At 42.9% G+C, this 16,873-nt stretch carries 33 protein-coding genes; 26 read left to right on the forward strand and 7 right to left on the reverse strand.

What is annotated here, in order from left to right; genetic code table 11:
• Window positions 1-11: 11 nt before the first annotated feature.
• The 13 genes from AC0YN6_RS18010 to AC0YN6_RS18070 all read left to right on the forward strand — a co-directional run bounded on the left by AC0YN6_RS18010 (window position 12) and on the right by AC0YN6_RS18070 (window position 6,871).
• Complete coding sequence (locus AC0YN6_RS18010; protein WP_475748485.1) at window positions 12-191, forward strand: hypothetical protein; 180 nt, start codon at window positions 12-14, stop codon at window positions 189-191.
• 17 nt (window positions 192-208) lie between these two features.
• A complete protein-coding gene (locus tag AC0YN6_RS18015) occupies window positions 209-505 on the forward strand; it encodes a hypothetical protein (RefSeq protein ID WP_475748486.1) in 297 nt (98 codons plus the stop codon).
• Between the two features lie 87 nt (window positions 506-592).
• A complete protein-coding gene (gene dnaN, locus AC0YN6_RS18020) occupies window positions 593-1,900 on the forward strand; it encodes a DNA polymerase III subunit beta (RefSeq protein ID WP_475748487.1) in 1,308 nt (435 codons plus the stop codon).
• Between the two features lie 90 nt (window positions 1,901-1,990).
• On the forward strand, window positions 1,991-2,197 hold the full coding sequence (locus AC0YN6_RS18025; RefSeq protein WP_475748488.1) for a hypothetical protein: 207 nt from the start codon (window positions 1,991-1,993) through the stop codon (window positions 2,195-2,197).
• Window positions 2,198-2,225: 28 nt separating this feature from the next.
• Window positions 2,226-2,459, forward strand: a complete 234-nt coding sequence (locus tag AC0YN6_RS18030) for a hypothetical protein (RefSeq protein ID WP_475748489.1) — start codon at window positions 2,226-2,228, stop codon at window positions 2,457-2,459.
• 896 nt (window positions 2,460-3,355) lie between these two features.
• Complete coding sequence (locus AC0YN6_RS18035) at window positions 3,356-3,841, forward strand: 3D domain-containing protein (protein WP_475748490.1); 486 nt, start codon at window positions 3,356-3,358, stop codon at window positions 3,839-3,841.
• 242 nt (window positions 3,842-4,083) lie between these two features.
• Window positions 4,084-4,329 (forward strand): hypothetical protein, encoded by a 246-nt coding sequence (locus AC0YN6_RS18040; RefSeq protein WP_475748491.1) that lies wholly within the window; start codon window positions 4,084-4,086, stop codon window positions 4,327-4,329.
• Window positions 4,330-4,387: 58 nt separating this feature from the next.
• Window positions 4,388-5,065: a hypothetical protein gene (locus AC0YN6_RS18045; RefSeq protein WP_475748492.1), complete on the forward strand. Its 678-nt coding sequence runs from the start codon at window positions 4,388-4,390 to the stop codon at window positions 5,063-5,065.
• Window positions 5,066-5,123: 58 nt separating this feature from the next.
• A complete protein-coding gene (locus AC0YN6_RS18050) occupies window positions 5,124-5,708 on the forward strand; it encodes a hypothetical protein (protein WP_475748493.1) in 585 nt (194 codons plus the stop codon).
• 41 nt (window positions 5,709-5,749) lie between these two features.
• On the forward strand, window positions 5,750-5,944 hold the full coding sequence (locus AC0YN6_RS18055) for a hypothetical protein (RefSeq protein WP_475748494.1): 195 nt from the start codon (window positions 5,750-5,752) through the stop codon (window positions 5,942-5,944).
• Between the two features lie 63 nt (window positions 5,945-6,007).
• Entirely contained in the window at window positions 6,008-6,211 is a 204-nt protein-coding gene (locus AC0YN6_RS18060; RefSeq protein ID WP_475748495.1) for a hypothetical protein, read from the forward strand.
• 267 nt (window positions 6,212-6,478) lie between these two features.
• Window positions 6,479-6,655, forward strand: coding sequence for a hypothetical protein (locus AC0YN6_RS18065; protein WP_475748496.1), 177 nt, complete (start codon window positions 6,479-6,481; stop codon window positions 6,653-6,655).
• A 27-nt stretch (window positions 6,656-6,682) separates the two neighbouring features.
• Entirely contained in the window at window positions 6,683-6,871 is a 189-nt protein-coding gene (locus tag AC0YN6_RS18070) for a hypothetical protein (protein ID WP_475748497.1), read from the forward strand.
• Between the two features lie 76 nt (window positions 6,872-6,947).
• On the opposite strand, the gene AC0YN6_RS18075 is transcribed toward AC0YN6_RS18070, so the two are convergent.
• From AC0YN6_RS18075 to AC0YN6_RS18095, 5 genes are all read right to left on the reverse strand, one after another.
• The gene (locus AC0YN6_RS18075; protein ID WP_475748498.1) at window positions 6,948-7,265 is read right to left on the reverse strand and encodes a helix-turn-helix domain-containing protein; all 318 of its coding nucleotides are present in this window, start codon (window positions 7,263-7,265) and stop codon (window positions 6,948-6,950) included.
• A 107-nt stretch (window positions 7,266-7,372) separates the two neighbouring features.
• Complete coding sequence (locus AC0YN6_RS18080) at window positions 7,373-8,260, reverse strand: TasA family protein (protein ID WP_475748499.1); 888 nt, start codon at window positions 8,258-8,260, stop codon at window positions 7,373-7,375.
• An 83-nt stretch (window positions 8,261-8,343) separates the two neighbouring features.
• A complete protein-coding gene (locus AC0YN6_RS18085; protein ID WP_475748500.1) occupies window positions 8,344-8,868 on the reverse strand; it encodes a TasA family protein in 525 nt (174 codons plus the stop codon).
• 67 nt (window positions 8,869-8,935) lie between these two features.
• A complete protein-coding gene (gene sipW / locus AC0YN6_RS18090) occupies window positions 8,936-9,529 on the reverse strand; it encodes a signal peptidase I SipW (RefSeq protein WP_475748501.1) in 594 nt (197 codons plus the stop codon).
• A gap of 15 nt (window positions 9,530-9,544) precedes the next feature.
• Entirely contained in the window at window positions 9,545-9,859 is a 315-nt protein-coding gene (locus AC0YN6_RS18095; RefSeq protein ID WP_475748502.1) for a hypothetical protein, read from the reverse strand.
• A 226-nt stretch (window positions 9,860-10,085) separates the two neighbouring features.
• Here AC0YN6_RS18095 and AC0YN6_RS18100 point away from each other — a divergent pair, with 226 nt between their 5' ends.
• The 10 genes from AC0YN6_RS18100 to AC0YN6_RS18145 all read left to right on the forward strand — a co-directional run bounded on the left by AC0YN6_RS18100 (window position 10,086) and on the right by AC0YN6_RS18145 (window position 13,701).
• Window positions 10,086-10,256 (forward strand): hypothetical protein, encoded by a 171-nt coding sequence (locus tag AC0YN6_RS18100; RefSeq protein WP_475748503.1) that lies wholly within the window; start codon window positions 10,086-10,088, stop codon window positions 10,254-10,256.
• The gene (locus tag AC0YN6_RS18105) at window positions 10,246-10,638 is read left to right on the forward strand and encodes a hypothetical protein (RefSeq protein WP_475748504.1); all 393 of its coding nucleotides are present in this window, start codon (window positions 10,246-10,248) and stop codon (window positions 10,636-10,638) included. Before AC0YN6_RS18100 ends, AC0YN6_RS18105 begins: the two co-directional genes overlap by 11 nt.
• A complete protein-coding gene (locus tag AC0YN6_RS18110) occupies window positions 10,635-10,868 on the forward strand; it encodes a hypothetical protein (protein WP_475748505.1) in 234 nt (77 codons plus the stop codon). Before AC0YN6_RS18105 ends, AC0YN6_RS18110 begins: the two co-directional genes overlap by 4 nt.
• Complete coding sequence (locus tag AC0YN6_RS18115) at window positions 10,865-11,212, forward strand: hypothetical protein (protein ID WP_475748506.1); 348 nt, start codon at window positions 10,865-10,867, stop codon at window positions 11,210-11,212. The genes AC0YN6_RS18110 and AC0YN6_RS18115 overlap by 4 nt, the downstream gene beginning before the upstream one ends.
• Before the next feature lie 272 nt (window positions 11,213-11,484).
• Entirely contained in the window at window positions 11,485-11,760 is a 276-nt protein-coding gene (locus tag AC0YN6_RS18120) for a hypothetical protein (protein ID WP_475748507.1), read from the forward strand.
• A complete protein-coding gene (locus AC0YN6_RS18125) occupies window positions 11,741-12,175 on the forward strand; it encodes a hypothetical protein (protein ID WP_475748509.1) in 435 nt (144 codons plus the stop codon). Before AC0YN6_RS18120 ends, AC0YN6_RS18125 begins: the two co-directional genes overlap by 20 nt.
• Entirely contained in the window at window positions 12,172-12,441 is a 270-nt protein-coding gene (locus AC0YN6_RS18130) for a hypothetical protein (RefSeq protein WP_475748510.1), read from the forward strand. Before AC0YN6_RS18125 ends, AC0YN6_RS18130 begins: the two co-directional genes overlap by 4 nt.
• Window positions 12,442-12,633, forward strand: coding sequence for a hypothetical protein (locus AC0YN6_RS18135; protein ID WP_475748512.1), 192 nt, complete (start codon window positions 12,442-12,444; stop codon window positions 12,631-12,633).
• Window positions 12,626-13,165: a hypothetical protein gene (locus AC0YN6_RS18140; RefSeq protein WP_475748513.1), complete on the forward strand. Its 540-nt coding sequence runs from the start codon at window positions 12,626-12,628 to the stop codon at window positions 13,163-13,165. Before AC0YN6_RS18135 ends, AC0YN6_RS18140 begins: the two co-directional genes overlap by 8 nt.
• Window positions 13,162-13,701, forward strand: coding sequence for a hypothetical protein (locus AC0YN6_RS18145; protein WP_475748514.1), 540 nt, complete (start codon window positions 13,162-13,164; stop codon window positions 13,699-13,701). Before AC0YN6_RS18140 ends, AC0YN6_RS18145 begins: the two co-directional genes overlap by 4 nt.
• A gap of 110 nt (window positions 13,702-13,811) precedes the next feature.
• On the opposite strand, the gene AC0YN6_RS18150 is transcribed toward AC0YN6_RS18145, so the two are convergent.
• Window positions 13,812-14,207, reverse strand: coding sequence for a helix-turn-helix domain-containing protein (locus AC0YN6_RS18150; RefSeq protein WP_475748515.1), 396 nt, complete (start codon window positions 14,205-14,207; stop codon window positions 13,812-13,814).
• 161 nt (window positions 14,208-14,368) lie between these two features.
• Window positions 14,369-15,004 carry a stalk domain-containing protein gene (locus tag AC0YN6_RS18155; protein WP_475748516.1) on the reverse strand — a complete coding sequence of 212 codons (636 nt, stop codon included), beginning with the start codon at window positions 15,002-15,004 and terminating at the stop codon, window positions 14,369-14,371.
• Between the two features lie 144 nt (window positions 15,005-15,148).
• On the opposite strand from AC0YN6_RS18155, the gene AC0YN6_RS18160 reads away from it, so the two are divergent.
• From AC0YN6_RS18160 to AC0YN6_RS18170, 3 genes are read left to right on the forward strand one after another with little or no spacing between them, the layout of a single operon-like run.
• Window positions 15,149-16,054: an HsdM family class I SAM-dependent methyltransferase gene (locus AC0YN6_RS18160; protein WP_475748517.1), complete on the forward strand. Its 906-nt coding sequence runs from the start codon at window positions 15,149-15,151 to the stop codon at window positions 16,052-16,054.
• Between the two features lie 54 nt (window positions 16,055-16,108).
• Window positions 16,109-16,543, forward strand: coding sequence for a hypothetical protein (locus AC0YN6_RS18165; protein ID WP_475748518.1), 435 nt, complete (start codon window positions 16,109-16,111; stop codon window positions 16,541-16,543).
• A 10-nt stretch (window positions 16,544-16,553) separates the two neighbouring features.
• Window positions 16,554-16,865: a hypothetical protein gene (locus AC0YN6_RS18170; protein WP_475748519.1), complete on the forward strand. Its 312-nt coding sequence runs from the start codon at window positions 16,554-16,556 to the stop codon at window positions 16,863-16,865.
• The last annotated feature ends 8 nt before the right edge of the window (window positions 16,866-16,873 follow it).

Raw genomic sequence — 16,873 nt, forward strand, 5'->3', positions numbered from 1 at the left:
GTGATGAAATCATGGCGCAACAAGAAGCGAAAGCTAAAGACGAAGAAGAGCCTATACCACCAAAAAAGAAGAAGCGTGGCCCAAGTCCTGTCATTATCCCAAGGCGTATCTCACAATGGATCTCCGATTCGGGAAGGGAAACAAGAATAAATACATGGAATGTTGGTGGCGGTCGACCACCACAAAAATAAGAGGAGGAAAAGAAATCATGGATGGACTATTTCTTAAACTTAGTGGGAAGAAAACGATAAATCAGGATCAAATGCAAATAATGGCGGATAGTCTGCCAGCGGGCAAAGAGTATTTCCCTCACGCAGCTGAATCAGATGCCGGCTATTCCATATTTGGATTCATTGAAGAGAAGACTGCACTGGCAAATCTTAATGATAGCAATGTCGATCAATTTAACATGACGCTTCTTCGGGAAGCTGGGCAACCGATTCCACTTAATGCGCAGAAGCTTGTTAAATCCAATAATCTTCGCATCATGATTCTTTCACTGTAAATAATGTCCTATTGAATCAGTAGCCACCTGACGGCGGCATATTCTTTTCACAAAATAACGGTAATGACTACGAAGCGGAGGATTAACATGATGACCCTTACCCATGAAGCTGTACTTGAGCAACAAGCTGACCAACAAGCTTTTTCAAGTGATCAAAAATCTAAGCTGGTGATCGAGACGGATGCACTTCGCAGCGCCTTGCATCGTATCCAGAGCGGTCTTCCTAGCAAGACAAATTCGCCAATCCTGCAAGGAATCTACATGCATGCATGGGAGGATCGTATTCGTCTTCGTGTTGCAAACGGAAACTTCTATGCCGAGACAGAAATCTCGTCGGAAGACTTCGTATTTGAAAATGGCTCCGACGCAGCGATCGTATTCCCAGGCAAGAAGTTTATTGACCTGATCAACAAAGTGACTGGCAGCTCAATCACCATGACTTTCGATGGTCTTTCCACGTCGATTAAGTGTGGCGGAGTCAAGGCAGCACTTGTCGGACAGCATCACGCCATGTATCCAGATTTCCCAGCGATCAAAGAAGAGAATAGCTTTGAATTGCCGGCAGGCGCACTGCTTTCGATGTATAAGAAGACTTCTTTCGCTGTTGCGATATCAGACAGCACACCAGTTCTAATGGGCGTATCCCACGAGATTAAAGACGGCCAATTCCGCTGCGCAGCAACAGATAAGTACCGCTTAGCGCGAGTTTACCATGAAGTCGATATCGAAGCAGAAGACATCAGTCAAACGGTTCCTGCCATTGTGATCGCTGAAATCAGTAAGCATTTAAAAACAGCCACTAATGTCCGCATAGGATTCGGCAACAATATGGTCATCTACAAGACGGAGAATGTTACGATCTTCTCCAGCACAATCGAAGGAACTTATCCGCCAATCGATCGCTTGATTCAGCCAAACTATGCGACAAGCTTCCAAATCGGCGTTAGTGATCTGAAGAAAATCATTGATCGCATTTCGATATATGCGGATGATATGGGAGCATCCCTGGCCTTCATGCAGCTTAACCCGAAGGACAAGCAGCTGCGCTTCACAAGCTTGAAGTCGGAGTTTGGAACACTCGTAGAAGATGTTCGCCCAAGTAGAGCGGATGGCACCGAGATCGTTATTTCTTCTAATGTTCGATACTTGCTGGATGCAATTAAAGCCTATGGCGATAATGAAACACTCAAATTATCGTTCAATGGATTCAGTGCATTTATCATACAGCAGGTAGGAGGCAATGATAAAAATGTTAATCTCATTGTTCCGGTAAAAAACCCTACTATGCCAGAGACAGCAGAGATGCCAGAGTTCTCGATTACAGTCCAGGATGCTGAGCCATTCGAGGATCGTGCGGCGTCTTACGCCAAATCAGAGGATATTGTTACAGAATAATCGATTTATCTCTTGAAATCGCGATGTAGGGCGTCTATAATGAATGTATCGCCTTACATTGTGGTTATCTAATAGAAAAAGGTGATCATAATGGCAGTTGCAGTTAACTCAATTACTAACAGACCATTCGATAGTTTGATTCCACAAGCTGACTTTACAGGCAAGGATATCGGCGATGTTATTCATTGCTACGATGGAAATTATCCTGTTTCCGATAAGGTGTATGTTGTGGAAGAGGGTAAGGTAAGACACATCTGGAAAGATGCCGAAGGACAATTGGAAATGGTGTTTCATTAGGTTGAAGCAACTAAAGGAGTTTTAGCTCATGGATAAGTCAATTCAGCAAGCGATATTCGCTACAAATGCTTTTGCATCCGAGTATCCAGCGGAGCATACCGCTCTATGGATGCAGTTCGAAAAAGATATTCCTTCTAAGAGTCGTGTCGGATACCATGGGGCCGATAACGTCGCTTACATTCGATGGATGAAAGAGAAGAAAGATCCTGTTTTCATAGGCTGGGCGCAAAAGAATATAGGGATTCAATCGACGCAAAGGTAAGTAGGGTGTTGATCCGTGGCTTCTTGCTACGGGGCTCCTTAAAGGTCTCATAATCGTCCGCTCCTCTGTACCGGTTCGCGCCTTGCGAATCTTGAGACATGACGGCATTGTGAGCCTCTAAGGGGTTTGTTTTCCTCTCGTTCTGTTCCCCTTGCAAAATACGAATAATGGGATGGGTTTTTTGCCTGTTGTAAGTAATCCCTGGATAGGCTGGCAGATACGAGTGATGGTGCATGACATGCCGTCACGACCGGTCAAGGCTGGTTGATGTTCCACTAAACAAACAGGAAGTCGCTTGCGCCGGCACAGGATAAGCCGTAAACCTTGCAGAGAAGGAGATTAAACGTTGTGGATCTCCCATGATGACCAAGCGGTGGGTGAGGGTCATCATTGTCTGATATTGAATGTGAGTCTGCCGGAGTAGCTAAACAGGTAGAGCGTCCGAATGATAATCGGGAGGCGCGGTTCGAATCCGACGCTGGTGGCATTTCAGTATCAGACACAGGAAGGAGCAACAATAGGGGCTCCCCAGACAGATAGTGGTGGCATGAGGTCTGTCAAATTGCCTGAGAATCGTGCATGAGCACCGGGCCAGCAGCGCAGATGGAGAGAAATATTCCAGGGTCTAAGCCTCCGCATTCGCGGGGAGATATATTCCAGCGTCTAAGCCTCCATCTATTGCATCGCTTATAAATTGTGCCAGAGGACGTGCCGGCAAGATGGGTATGGTCCCAATCAACACTCTTAATACGCCGAGATGATGCGTCAGTGAGCTTTCCACTCCTGTTCTTTCACCTAAATCGACGGAGGGAGGCAACACCTTATAAATCACGCATGAACTAGGCTGGTGAGATTGGGACAACCTATTCCAATACAACTGGAGAAGGGGTGACAGTATGAAGGTATCTAACTTTATTATTGGCGCACTGATCGGAATTGGAATGATGCTTCTGATTCAACCAACTTTAACAAGTCCCACTATTGAAGCGCAGCCTGTTGTTAAAACAAACACCATTGTCGAAACAAGGGTTGTGACTGAATATATCACCAAATACATAAATGTAAATCAGACAGATCCGGTCGACATGCTTACTACAGCGTATACAGCTGGCGTAGAATCAACAGGAAAGAGTCCTGGCATGAAAGGCTATGGTATTACGAAGACGGGCACTAAAGCTCGCGTAGGAGCTTGCGCAGTTGATCCAAATTACATTCCACTAGGCAGCTCATTGTACATTGAAGATTATGGATACTGTAGAGCTGAAGACACAGGCAGCGCGGTAAAAGGCTACCATGTCGACGTATTCATGGATAAGGTCTCAAGCGCCAATGATTTTGGCCGAGAGACTCGTAAAGTTTGGGTTCTTGCAGGATTCGAATGAGTTTCATCTTATATCGAAGTAGCTCAGTGAATTGGTGGTGTTCATGTTGCTAAGGCATTTTAACCCATGGAATCCAAAAGAATATTCAAAGTGGTATAACTATATTTGGCTCATGCCGATTATGACATTATTCTTTGCATATGTTTGGATGAGCAATAGGGTATATGACATTTGGCGTCGTCTTGTATCAAAATAAATCTGGAGTTTGCGCAGTAGACACATATTGCGAAGGAGTGAAGTGATTGGAAATCGTAAAAAATTTAGCAAAGCAAGTCACTGAAATGAATGCTGGCGTTGGGCATATGAAGTTTGAAAACATTGAGAAAACGCAGGGTTTGACCGCTGTAATTTCGGTCTATGACAAGCAGAAGCCAGCACACATGGTGTTGGATGAGCTGTATGAATGGGCTAAAAACAATAACGAAGAGGTCAAGTTGTTAATCGAGAAACTGGAACAAGACATGTCATGGAATAGCAGTGTTCAGTGACGCAGTTCGACGATGGTGCATATTGCGCAATAAAGAAAAATGAATAGAGGAAAATGAAATGGACTTGAATTTAATTGTGAACGACACTCTTACAGCACTGAAAGCTGAAGGTTATGTTGAAAAGATCGTCAAGACGCAACTAGAGGATACGATTAAAGACGTAGTGAAAGACGCATTGCGTAGCTATTCAGATTTTGGTAAGCAGCTAAAAACAGAAGTTGAATCCAACCTAGCTATTAACCTTCAAAATCTGGACATTCCTTCTTACAACCAAGTCATTCTTAATATGATCCAAGAGGAACTTGATAACTCGATTTACAAAGAGGGCATGGAAACCATCAAAGAACAACTACAGAAAATTCTTGGCACAAGTAAGGATGAGTACAAGCTCTCTGAACTAATTAAAGAAATGGCTGAAGATGATTTAGAGTTGAACAAACTTGAGTATGACGAGATATCTGAAATAACCGTGATAGTGGAGGAGAGGTATGGAAGCAAATACGTGTATTTAGATCCAGAGGAAGATAAGAGCTGGTATGAGTGCAAGTACATGATTTCTCTTGATAAAGACGGTACAGTTAGTCGAGCTGAAACAGGTGGTAAAAACCATGATAATCGTACGCTTATGGGTGGTATCTATGGGCTTGATGCAACAATCTTTAAAATGTGGACGAGCAAATCCAAATTAATTATTGATGATTACAAAACGGAGTTCTCTAACCCAGAATACAACTGATGCTTCGCAGTGCGATGATGCGTAGCTGAGCATATTGTGAAGGAAGAGTGAAGAATCAATGAATTTAAGAGACACAAAGATATTAATTCCTGAGATTCCAAAGGAGTGGACGCATCGTACTCGCGGTGGTCATACGAACACCTGGAATGATTCGTTTCATCGGAATGGCTTGCCAGAAGTTAGCCTCGAACCTCCAATGAAAGGCTTGTTTGCGGAGCGGTTTGATGATGGATGGTATTGGGTGTGCGGATGCCACAAGTGCCTTGAAAATGGAAAGCCTTATTCGTACATTGTCTGTGACGAACATAACAGATGTGTAAGCTGTAATGCGCACCGGTCTGAACTGAAAGAAGCACCATGGGGAGTGCCAGATGGTTTTCAATGCAAATCATGTGCCGATAAGGAGCATGAAGAAGAAAAGGATAAGGCTCTCAAAGAGGCTCGGGAACAGGGACATTCCGAGGATGACTGTTTCTACACTGATGATATCATTTGTCCGGCATGTGCATCAGAATATTCAAATGACGGTTTGCATGAAAATAGGGAGCACGAAGTTACCTGCAGTGTTTGCGATACTGACTTCACTGTTGAAATCGAGTACGAAGCCAGATACACCTCAAGGCTTAAAAAAGTTACTGCGTAGTTTGACGAGGATGACGCGCTATGCGAAGGAGCTAATATTAAATGAATAAAAATCAAATGGATTGTATGGATCACGCCTTGAGAAATCAGAATCGATTCTACACAAAATCCGACGATAAAGACTGGAATGATCTTGTTGATAAGGGGTATGCAACTAAGCGTCCAGGTTGGGAAAATAGCATGGCATATTTCCAAGTAACTGATAGTGGAAAAAAGGCATTAAGCGAAGTTACCTAATGAATAGTCCGACGATACTGAGCTGCATGTCCATATTGCAACACAAGGAAGGGGCGTTAATCGTTGAGCATTATTCGATATGACACCAAGGTAGAAGGCGGGATAGTTAAATCTATTTTCGTAGACGCATGGAAGTTTAGGCTTTTAATGTCGTTAAGCCATACAAATTGGTATACGGAAGGTAAAAAGAGACTTATTCCGATTTGGATTAGCAAGAAAGGCTTGTTCATTTACCGACTCGCCATAAGAGTGGGGACTATTGCATAGCTCGACGACACTGAGCAGTAGTCCTATATGGCGAAGGAGTGAAGTGATTGGATAAGCCGTTAAACGGAGGGTTTATTTGCGAAAAACATGGTATTGGATATATTGGAAAATGCCCAACGTGTGAGAGCTTAGAGAATCCTCCACGGAAAAGCAAAAAACAATCTAAGATGATTAGGCAACTGTTGAGGAAAGCAAAGCGCTAATGTGCGGTTCGACGAAGCTCTGATACAGCGTATTGAATATCGAAGAAATTGAGGGGGAATTGGGGTGCGTCCAATAGTGATAAACAAAGGAGCTGCAATCAATGACGGATTGCTCGCTGGAATGAGCGGTCGTGTAGTCGGAGCTGATGCATCATATAACGAGGTCAGCATAGAGATCGAAAAAGGAACGGTAGTAACAGTTGATCGTGAACGAGTGCAGCAGGACGATGGACAGGCTTGAATACAGAAATACGTGAGGAGGGATGGCGTGAATAGAGCAGAGACTTTGAAGCGTTTAGATGCAATTACAGAAATGAGCGATGAAGAAATTGCTAAAAATGCAGCGTGGATTAGAGATGTCGCAAGCAAAGCTCATATGCACATAAACGTATTGCGTGGGGATCGAAATCAAATCAAACGGCAGAAGAAATCATCGGCCGAATACAGAAATACATAATAGTTGTTCTTATCTGGTGCAAGACGTCCGGAAGAAATCGCGGCTGAATAACACGAAAAAGAGAGTAGGGAGCAACTTATCTCCCACCCTTAATTTTCTGCCACTGTTTGAACTCTACAAAATCCCGGAACTCATTAATATTTATACCTGAATCAATCAGTGTTTGCAAAAGCGCAGCCCACTCTTCTTCCGATGATTCAAGACTATTTGCGATATCATCTAGTGAAATCCCAAGTGCATTCGTAATGCCTTGCACAACTTGAATCGATGGGTTTGTCTGAATACCTCTTTCGACTTTGCTCAAATACGATTTCGCCACTCCTGATAGTTGAGCCAGTTGGTCTAGGGTTAAGTTTTTTTCTGTTCGTATCTGTTTGATTCGCTCGCCGATCATGATGACACCTCCTTGCATATCAATCATTATACAACAACTTTTACTATTGGGAAAACAAAAGGATGAGGGGTCAATTCACCCTCATCCGATAACGCCGGCATGTTCAATTAATTATTTCTTACCTGCGCCCATTCGGTTCCGAAGTTGAAGTATGGTGTAATGTCTTGCAAGTCATTACCAGCATTAAGGTTCATGTTTACTGTAAACGCAAGGAGTGACGTTTTTCCACTATTGATTGACATATTAAAACCGGCTGGCATTATTCCATTTACCAAAGTGGAGAGAGGGACTGTTGTTACTTTAGTCACCTTGAAAGAAGCATTGTTTGTGCTATCCGTGAGCTTGTTGATTTCATCGAGGAATTGAGCGTTTGCGAAGTTCAAATGATATCCAGTTGAGTCATCTCCGTTGAGAATCTCAGCGGCTTCTGTTTTATTGTCCACGCTAGTGTTAGGGAACAATTGCACGAACAGCTGGTATGCTGCGTTAAGATCTTTCATTGCATTGTTAATATCGCCCGGTGACATGTCCCGATCGATCCACGGAAGATATCTGTTTCCAGTAGGGTCATATCTTTCGATGTTCCAAATCATTACCGAAGCGTTGTTTGCAAACAGCATATTCTTATCATATTGAGCGCCAGAGCTCACTGGAGCGCCATTAGAATCTGCAGGTGTGGCAGTAAGCTTGGTCAATTTCGCATCAAGTGATCCGTCATTGTAGAGGAATAATCCGCGAGTATTTTTATCTCCTGGTGCCCATTCGCCAGTCTCCAAGCCGCCGACGCTGCCTGCTGTAGATCTAGCATAGAACATAGGACCATTCATCGGAATGTCATCCCGTGCCGAGCTGATGCTGAGTGTGCCAGCTGCAAAAGAATTGTTTCCATTTACAGCTGTGGATTTGAACATTGCATACGTTGATCCGCCAACCAGTAGGGCAACTGCTAAGAGTCCGGATGTGGAAAGTACGGCTAATTTTTTTCTGCTCATCATTGTTTATATTTCCTCCTAATTAATAAGAGAGGGTTATTAGGCCCTCTCTTATGGTCTCAATATGTTATTTATAAGGACTTATATTACCAAGAAGTAGGGCCGTTACCTGCAGCATTTGTGTTGTTGCGTGCTTGAACTGCATCCACTACAACTTTAAATGAACCAGTTGCACTTTGGTAGGAGTTATCAGCTGCCAATGGGAACGCGTAAGCTACTGCGAAAGTATGGGACTCACCTGGAGCCAACTTAACAACAGCTGTATCCAAAGTCAGATCGATTGGAGTAGCTCCAGCAAACAGACCACCGGCTTTAGAAGCATTTGTTGATGCAGCGTTGATGTGAACCCACTGATCAAGATTGCCATCGTTTTTCACTGTCATGTTCAGTGTTTTACCATCGCCAGGAGCGAGATTTGCAAAGTTTACTTCTTGTGAAGAAAGAGCGCCACCTGTTGTGTCAGATACTACTACCGTGCCAGCAGTAAACGTATTGCCTGTGTTTTCTGCGTTGTCAGTGAACAGTGCAAACGAACCGCCTGCTACAAGTGTTGCACCCAAAGCTGTTGCTGCCATTGCTAGACCCATTTTACGCTTGATGTTTTTAACCATTTTTTCTTGTTCCTCCTGGATTCCACTTAGGGAATATGTATTTTATTGAACTTCTCATTGAGAAGGATCAACCGTTGGATGCGGGCGGTGTTTCTCCCGCTGCATTCTCTTGCGTCTTTTCTGACTCGAGTCTGCTGATGGTTCTGAATAATGAATAGATTGATGTAACAATCACGACCAGCCCTGGAACAAGCAGCATAACTGCAATCCCTACTTTGGACTTCACCCAAGTTAGAAAATAACCAAGGAAAGGAATTGTGAAGTCTGCATATATAGCAACCACATTTCCCGAAGGAATAGGGAGGGGGTCGTTGGCATCGTTATTGTCACCGCGAGTGACGTATTCTACACTACTTCCTTCACCCTTAACTTCCATAATGCGATGGGTGATTAGGACATTAGGGTTATCAAGCGATTTGAAGGTAATTACGTCGCCAGTCACCAAAGTTGCTTGCTGGTCTGTTGATACGGGTTTCACAGCAATGATCGATCCTGTTTTGATTTTCGGCTCCATTGATCCAGATAGGACACTTAGGATTTGTTTCCCTAACACCTTTGGCGCTCCGCCGTTAATGCGGCTTGATACCGTTGAGTAGAGGGCGAAAACAATGAATATCACAAGGACGTATGTAATAATTCTGCTGATCCATTTAAGAACCAAAAATTAGCACCTTCCTTATTGCTTCATTTCATAAACACTGCCTGTCGTTGTAGTGTCGTTTTCATCACAGGCATTTGGTGCACTTTGATTGTCTTCGGCATCATAAACACTCTCAGATACCGTAATGCTTTGTGCGTTGTCGCAAAATGATGGTGATGCTGAAAATTCTGCTGGTGAAGATACTGTTGACGATTGTAGGGAGTATGTGGGTGCTGTTTGACTCGCGATCATTATCATGCACAGTGTGCCAGCAATACCTGCCGATGTTACTTTAGCGATATTGTTTTTCAGTGCACTGTCGACATGTTTTGTTGATCGTTTTGTCCTCACCGGATCGACCTCCTGTTCTTTATCTTGTTTCCAATAGGAAACTTATATTCGAAGTATATGCGATCGATATAGGAAAAGAAAGCACCTTATATCTTCGTATTCAGCGAAAATTGCTATAAAAACATAGCATTATCTGCTGTTATCTAAAATTAACTCAAATTTCCTTTATTTTTATATGTTTTTGTATTGTGTATAATATTGGTAACTACTATAGGGAGGTTTCCTAATGAGCACAAATAAGCCAACTTCAGACAACAAGGCGTGGGAGAAACTGATCATTCTGGCTCGAGAAAATGGAGTCACAGTGAAGGAGATCAAGCAGTTCATTAAAGAGCGAACAAAAATCAGTCAAGGCAATCAAAGCAAGCAGGATGGGGGCGACAGCCTTGGAGTTTAACAAGTTTTTATGGAACATAAGGTATCGCATGTCTTGTCAAGACAACGACCCTCGCAATGTAAAAGCGAACCACGCTGGATTTGTGCGCCAAGAAGACCGTGGTTCAGGTTTCTATTGGATGGAAAGTTATTCGGTTCCGGATGATGTCCGTGACGAGTACATAGGTCCGATTATGAATAAATACAAATCCCATGGTCACTTAGCTTCCATGCTGGAGTCTGCTTACGATATTCCGTATATTCCAGGTGCCGAAGCCGTCTCCGTAGATATTACAATATGCGTCAAGGGCGACATAAATGGATCGCCGCGGCTTCAAACAAAGTTTCATGTGTTCAAAAGCTGGGATAAAGACGGCAATGAGTTGGAGGATTCACTTGAATGATTAAGGTGTTTCCAGTCCGATTCTTTGATGCCGTGAATCACGACCTTGGCACATTTGACACGATTCATGCCGTTCATCTACAGCAGGCCAAAGACTTTGCTGGCATGATTGTCAATGAAGTATGTAACACGCCAGGCACCGACTGGGATCGTGACTCCATGGATTATGAGCTGATCCCAACAACAACAACAAAAATCGTAATTGATACAACAGGAGGAAATTCACTATGACAGCTTTCTTTTCATCAAATTTCAAATTCAAGGATGAAGCCGGATACAATAAGCGTGTGGACGAGATGGTTGAGGCCATTGATAAATATAACTTGCGTCGCGCTTGCTTTGAATGGGAGGGCGTGATAGTCGAAGTAACCAAGCTAAAGGATGACGAGTACTCGATCGATCCAGGGCCAGACGACGAATCCGATGTAATGGGGTTTCTCGGCAAACAGCAGTGCGGCAAATGTAAGACATGGCATGTCGATCTGAAATCTATAGAATTGCCGCGACTTAGAGGTGAGGTCGGCAAGACGGTCGATCTTTGTGAAGAGTGCTCGGATAAAATCCTCTATGAGTAAGATTGTCATTGTGTACTGTGGCCATTATCGTCAGGCACTACTTCATCCAACCGATCACGAGAGTTCCAGTAACGAGTGCGGATTTGAAAGTCGTGTAAGGGTTGATGAGCTAGAATGGGAAGAGGGGGATGTCGAAATGAAATGCCCTTCATGCGACAACACACTATACCAATGTGATGAACACTTCACTGAAGATGATGGGCGAAAATATATAGACGATTCAATTTTGGATCTGACCTTGGAGGCTTTAGACGAATTGGAGGTGGATGGGCATGGGTAATAAAGAGACATTGGAAAGAATTAATACGCTAATACTTACAGCAGAAAAGATTACAATTGAAGGAAGAAAACATGAACTACTGCAGCTGGCTACAAATCTTAAAAATCTCATTAGAGCCGGCGATCCACTCGACACCCAGAAGGCACTCTTAAAAATGCTGGAATTAAACGTTGAATTGATAGCGCAATGTTGTTACACAAATGGCATTAGCTACGCTTGTCATAAATTTGTAGGCGAGGATGAAAAAAATGAAGTATCGCAAACCTAGAGAAATTGTTTATCAGCTTCGCGCCGAGCTGCCTTCCGACAAGGACTCTCTAATTGAGATTGTTGAGGTGGAGGCAGTAAGACTAGAAGGATTGCGTCGCCCAAATTACTTTAGGCGCAATAGTGGAGCGATGCTGCGTCCACAAGACTTCAATAAGTTGTGCTTCTTTTCGAAAGATGGAACGGCATTTTTTCATCGCTGGTTTCTTGAGATGCCAGAGGATACGAGCGAAACGATTAGATTATTTCACATTGAAGTTCAGGAATTTTTGGTCAATAAGGTTGCTTTGCAGCAGTCGGAACTTATTGAATTAAACTCCAGCTTATACGCAAATCAGTATCGCCTTGCAAAATTACAAGAGCTATCCAGTATATTCAATTCAGAAAACAAAGAACAGGAAGTGGCATTAACATGAGTTTGCATAAGAAGCTACAGTCAGCTAGGAACGAAGGGTTTATAGAGGGGCTTCAAGCGGCACAGAAACAAGTAGAGGAAGCATTTCTTGATGGCGTTAAGGTTGGCGCAGAAGCTGCGAATGAAGTTTGGGTCTCAGCGGTCCAAAACACCCATGGCGTAGGCACGAAAACGATCCAAAAAATCCGTGCCCAAGCAGAGAAAGAACACCAGCAGCGTAAAGTTGAGCGAACGATGCTTACTGATCGTAAGGAGGTGTCAGCATAAATGCAACCTACAGATAGTCTTGAGATTGATGATAAGGTTTACTCTACTCATCATGGTGATCTTGGTGCTGGGGTTATTGTTGGATTCGATGCTGATGATCCTGACTGGGCTTTAGTTAACTTCGAACACGCAGGCGAGTTGTATGAGGAAAGAAAGAATCTGCAACTTGTTTCGGATGACACAAGTGACTGATTCATCAAGTCATTATTTCTACGTTACTCCTGAGGAGTATGTGCAAGCCCAATCCATAGGCATTAGTCCCGTAACCTTAGATCGACGTATTCGGGCCAGTGGATGGACGAAAGAGAAGGCAATGACGACTCCTGTGCGAAAACTAACCGATCGCAGAAAGTGGGCAGCCCTTGCTGAAGAGAATGGACTAAATTATGTTCAACTCATGACGAGGATCGCCCACGGCTGGGATCCTGAAACAGCTGCTACAAAGCCATTAGCCTCTCCAGAAGAGCGAAAAGCATCTGCTGCTGCCGCTACGGAGAAGGCTCGGAAGACGCCGAAGCAATACATTCAGTTGGCTAAAGAGAACAACATTCCTTATCCAACCTTTCATTATCGGATCACTCATGGCTGGGATGTGGCGACTGCAGCTACAACACCAGTCATGACTCCAATGGAAAGAGGACGAATGACTTCGAAAAAAGTGCGTGAGCGACATGGCGATATTAACGCCATTATCTTTCAGAAGAAGGATGGATCGTCCGGATGAAAATGAAAAAGAATTTTTCTATGAAAATAAAAGAAAAAATCTTACACCCAAAATACCCTTTTGAAGTAGGCCAGATATGGACAGTTATCGGATTTAATACATATATGGGAGATAAGACATATCGATTGTCTACTCCAACAACAGAAGGACTCACTAGGGAAAGACATTGCTTGGTTAAAGAAATTGATGAAATGATTGATAAGGGTCTTATTGAGATTGAATCAAAATCGAAGATAGTTAACAAGGAGGCTAACAAACATATGAATAATTTATCTAGTTTGATACCAGAAGCAAGTACAGTGCGAGCTGACATGTCCAAGAACGAGGATTACCAGAATAAATTGCGAGACAATATCACGCGACTAAATAAACGAATTGAAAACGCTAAATCCAGAGGCGTTTCGTCCGTATGCTTCTTTGCCGATTCGGATATGGAGCATGAAATCCGCAAGATGTATCAGGCAAAAGGATATCAATTCAGGCCGACCGGTATGGTTGGTGGGGTAATGCAGCTTACGGAAGATATGTACTGGTAGGAAACAATTAATGGCATTAAATATACCGTATTTTACCATAGATGGACATATGTACAAAATACAGCTTTTGTGCAGTAGTGCGTTAAAGAAGTGCTGTGGTGAAGTCTTTTTCATGACAAGTACAACTCTTGCATTTTCTTATACAAAATGTCTCGATCATTTGATGATAAATTCTTATTTGAAATTATATCGTATAAAAGTCTAGTTAGCGTATCACTTTGTATTAGTTCTTCACGAACCTTTAGCGGCGTAATTTCGTACAGTTTGTACAGCTCATATTCATCTATGTCATATGCTAATGATAAATCAGATATAAGCCTGTCACTTATCTTTTTATTACCGTTTTCCAAATCAGATAAGTAATTTTTAGATACGTCTGCCATCATTCCTGCTATGACCAATGTGTAACCCTTTTTCTTCCTAATATCTTTCAGATATTCACCGCCGGCAATTAATATCTGCCTGTTTCTTTCTCTTTCTTCTTTGATTGCATCCTTATCGTTCATGATCTTTCACCCTCCATGAATTGTATTGATACAGTATGGGCAAGAGTGTTGTTGATTATGTATAACCAATTGGAGGAAAAACTGAAAATCCTACGAAATTCAAGGTTGATCTGTATCGATAAAATAAAAGCTGCCCCTATTGCTAGTGGGCAGCCGAAGTATCATTTATTCACGTATCTTGAAAGTTCAGTGTGCGCTTGTGAGAATTGCTGCATTGCTGCTTTAATTCTTTGATTGTCTATAACACTGCTGCTTGTAATTCCTTCATCAAAGCATGTAAGTGCATTCTGGGCAGCGACACCGTAATTATTAACCTGCGGAATATTTGATTCCTTTAATGTTTTAAGGTCAGACTTTATACTTTTTTTTGCATACTCAACAGATTCTCTTGCTTCTGCTGCACTAGAGTCATTGCTGTGATAACTGTTCATTCTTTGCTCCAGCCCGTATATGAGTCCGAATACACCGTTTGCTGCTAGTTTTTCATCTGCACTTAATGGACGATCAGTTGTCTCTTCTTCGGATTCAGGTGTTTCAATAGGATCTGGCATAGCATTTTTATTTTCTGTGCGGAGTTCAATTGTATTTGTACGTTTCACATAGGTGATATCTATGCCTAGCAGATTTGCCATATCTCGGATAGGCAAATAGGAAACACCATCAATAATTTTTGGTTGAATATTTGTACTCTTTTCGTTCACAGTAACCTTCATTTTCGTTGCAGCATACGCACCGGCTGTAGCCGAAACCATTACTAGACACAAGGCAGCAAGCATAATAAGCATTTTCTTTTTCATAGCAGTTCCCCCAATTGGTAGTTTTATAGAATCTCCATTGTACTATACATATGGTTAAAAATGCCTATGTGGGGATTAAAAATTCAAAAAAAATTTTTTGCCGGTTTCACTTTCTAGGATTTCATTTCAAATTGGAGGTTTCATATGGGCCGCATAGAACGCAAGCGATACGAGGCTAACGATCGGGTGCGTGAGCTTCTTAAACAAGACTTCCATACAGTGGATGAAATTAAATACATTAAACAATCGTACACAGGCGCAGGTGGGTTGACATCGACTGACTGGGCGAACGGACAATTTTTTACTCCCTCCGTTGTCACAGAATTTACGATGCTGATGATGGGTATCGAAGGTGGCCGCGTACTCGAGCCGTCCTGTGGCGGAGGCGCCTTCTTGGATGTCCTCCATCCTTCCTGCGATCTATATGCCTCAGAGATGATGTACGAAGCTGCACGCGTTGCAGAGGTCTGCTACCCGTACGCCGATATTCGCCAAGGCGATGCGCTTGAAATGAATTGGGACAAGCCATTTGATTATGTGATCGGTAATCCGCCATATGGACTAAAGGTTCCTGACTGGAAATTCATTAGCGGCAGCAAGGGATCCAAAAGTGAAGTCGCCTTTTTAGAATACGGAATGATGAATCTAAAGCCAGGAGGCGTTTTGGGCATGATTATTCCCGACTCTGTTCTCTCTGGAAAGAGAGATCACGCCTTCAGACGCTGGGCGCTTGAAGAGAATCAGTTACTTGCTGTCGTGAGCCTGCCATCTGAAACTTTTTATCACACAGGAACATCCGTTAAGACCAGCCTTCTCATGATTCAGCGAGGAAAAACGTTAGAGAACTACAATGTATTCATGGGTTTATGCGACAAGATCGGCTGGGATAGTCGCGGCAGGCGAATTAATGAAAACAGATTGCCAGAGCTTCTCGATCGGTATCTGAGCATGCCGGATAATCACATTCAGCGCAGCAAATTTAACCCTCTGGAGCTGGTTCCTGCGACAGATAAATACGCTGTAAGTGGCCAACTGGCGCTTGCTTTTTAAATTCGATATCAATGTAGCACAAAATATAAAACACTAAAATCATGGAGGCATTATATGACACCGCTACGAAAAGAAACACTGATTCGTCTTGTTGAGACGGCCTTGGAAGCATCAGCTGCTGAAGTTGATTACAGTCAAATCGTAAATATTGATGAAATGATTCGCGTTGCAATTCCTAAGGATAATTACTTGGAATTAATTTATGTCCCCGTTATTGTCAAAACAACAGGTAGCGACTACTACTTCATCCATGACGACAAGATTGTATTCGGCGGACACATTGATCCTGAAGGTGTTATTGATACGGTCATGAAGGATCTCTTTACCCTGCCCCATTTTATTAATTACAATATCGCCTGTCGTTTGATGGATCGAGACAAGCTTGCAGAGATGCTTGGCGATACTGGAGAGCTTAGCTCCATTCTTGCACAGGCAGCTATTGCCCAGCAGTCTTTCTATAATCACCATGGCAGTAAGCCAACCCAATAAGGAGGTCGTCATGAACCTTAGTCAGGAATATAACAATCGTGATTCTGACAACCCGGATCTTGATATAGAAATAGTTATCCTTGAAGCCTGGGCTAATCGTGATGCAGACGGCGAATGGGATAATATATTCACAGATAGAGATGATGCTTTAGTTAATATCTCTGAAGAGGAATTAATTAAAGGATACATCGTTAGTGGCGGTGAGCACTCTCGCGATCTAGTCGAAGAACTCTTCCGAGACTTCTATGAGGATCGCAGCGAGATCGATGAAATCATCGCAGATAATCGTCTCACCATATTCATCAATGACCTGACAACATAGAAGGAGTG

The sequence above is a fragment of the Paenibacillus sp. J22P15 genome (assembly GCF_056269345.1).

Coding starts and splice junctions, on each gene's coding strand:
- AC0YN6_RS18130 (WP_475748510.1), top strand. CDS start 12,172: ATGAGTTTGCATAAGAAGCTACAGTCAGCTAGGAACGAAGGGTTTATA.
- AC0YN6_RS18125 (WP_475748509.1), top strand. CDS start 11,741: ATGAAGTATCGCAAACCTAGAGAAATTGTTTATCAGCTTCGCGCCGAG.
- AC0YN6_RS18115 (WP_475748506.1), top strand. CDS start 10,865: ATGACAGCTTTCTTTTCATCAAATTTCAAATTCAAGGATGAAGCCGGA.
- AC0YN6_RS18030 (WP_475748489.1), top strand. CDS start 2,226: ATGGATAAGTCAATTCAGCAAGCGATATTCGCTACAAATGCTTTTGCA.
- AC0YN6_RS18165 (WP_475748518.1), top strand. CDS start 16,109: ATGACACCGCTACGAAAAGAAACACTGATTCGTCTTGTTGAGACGGCC.
- AC0YN6_RS18120 (WP_475748507.1), top strand. CDS start 11,485: ATGGGTAATAAAGAGACATTGGAAAGAATTAATACGCTAATACTTACA.
- AC0YN6_RS18085 (WP_475748500.1), bottom strand. CDS start 8,868: ATGGTTAAAAACATCAAGCGTAAAATGGGTCTAGCAATGGCAGCAACA.
- AC0YN6_RS18050 (WP_475748493.1), top strand. CDS start 5,124: ATGAATTTAAGAGACACAAAGATATTAATTCCTGAGATTCCAAAGGAG.
- AC0YN6_RS18145 (WP_475748514.1), top strand. CDS start 13,162: ATGAAAATGAAAAAGAATTTTTCTATGAAAATAAAAGAAAAAATCTTA.
- AC0YN6_RS18080 (WP_475748499.1), bottom strand. CDS start 8,260: ATGATGAGCAGAAAAAAATTAGCCGTACTTTCCACATCCGGACTCTTA.
- AC0YN6_RS18170 (WP_475748519.1), top strand. CDS start 16,554: ATGAACCTTAGTCAGGAATATAACAATCGTGATTCTGACAACCCGGAT.
- AC0YN6_RS18110 (WP_475748505.1), top strand. CDS start 10,635: ATGATTAAGGTGTTTCCAGTCCGATTCTTTGATGCCGTGAATCACGAC.
- AC0YN6_RS18045 (WP_475748492.1), top strand. CDS start 4,388: ATGGACTTGAATTTAATTGTGAACGACACTCTTACAGCACTGAAAGCT.
- AC0YN6_RS18035 (WP_475748490.1), top strand. CDS start 3,356: ATGAAGGTATCTAACTTTATTATTGGCGCACTGATCGGAATTGGAATG.
- AC0YN6_RS18155 (WP_475748516.1), bottom strand. CDS start 15,004: ATGAAAAAGAAAATGCTTATTATGCTTGCTGCCTTGTGTCTAGTAATG.
- AC0YN6_RS18100 (WP_475748503.1), top strand. CDS start 10,086: ATGAGCACAAATAAGCCAACTTCAGACAACAAGGCGTGGGAGAAACTG.
- dnaN (WP_475748487.1), top strand. CDS start 593: ATGATGACCCTTACCCATGAAGCTGTACTTGAGCAACAAGCTGACCAA.
- AC0YN6_RS18135 (WP_475748512.1), top strand. CDS start 12,442: ATGCAACCTACAGATAGTCTTGAGATTGATGATAAGGTTTACTCTACT.
- AC0YN6_RS18055 (WP_475748494.1), top strand. CDS start 5,750: ATGAATAAAAATCAAATGGATTGTATGGATCACGCCTTGAGAAATCAG.
- AC0YN6_RS18160 (WP_475748517.1), top strand. CDS start 15,149: ATGGGCCGCATAGAACGCAAGCGATACGAGGCTAACGATCGGGTGCGT.
- AC0YN6_RS18075 (WP_475748498.1), bottom strand. CDS start 7,265: ATGATCGGCGAGCGAATCAAACAGATACGAACAGAAAAAAACTTAACC.
- AC0YN6_RS18010 (WP_475748485.1), top strand. CDS start 12: ATGGCGCAACAAGAAGCGAAAGCTAAAGACGAAGAAGAGCCTATACCA.
- AC0YN6_RS18025 (WP_475748488.1), top strand. CDS start 1,991: ATGGCAGTTGCAGTTAACTCAATTACTAACAGACCATTCGATAGTTTG.
- AC0YN6_RS18150 (WP_475748515.1), bottom strand. CDS start 14,207: ATGAACGATAAGGATGCAATCAAAGAAGAAAGAGAAAGAAACAGGCAG.
- AC0YN6_RS18015 (WP_475748486.1), top strand. CDS start 209: ATGGATGGACTATTTCTTAAACTTAGTGGGAAGAAAACGATAAATCAG.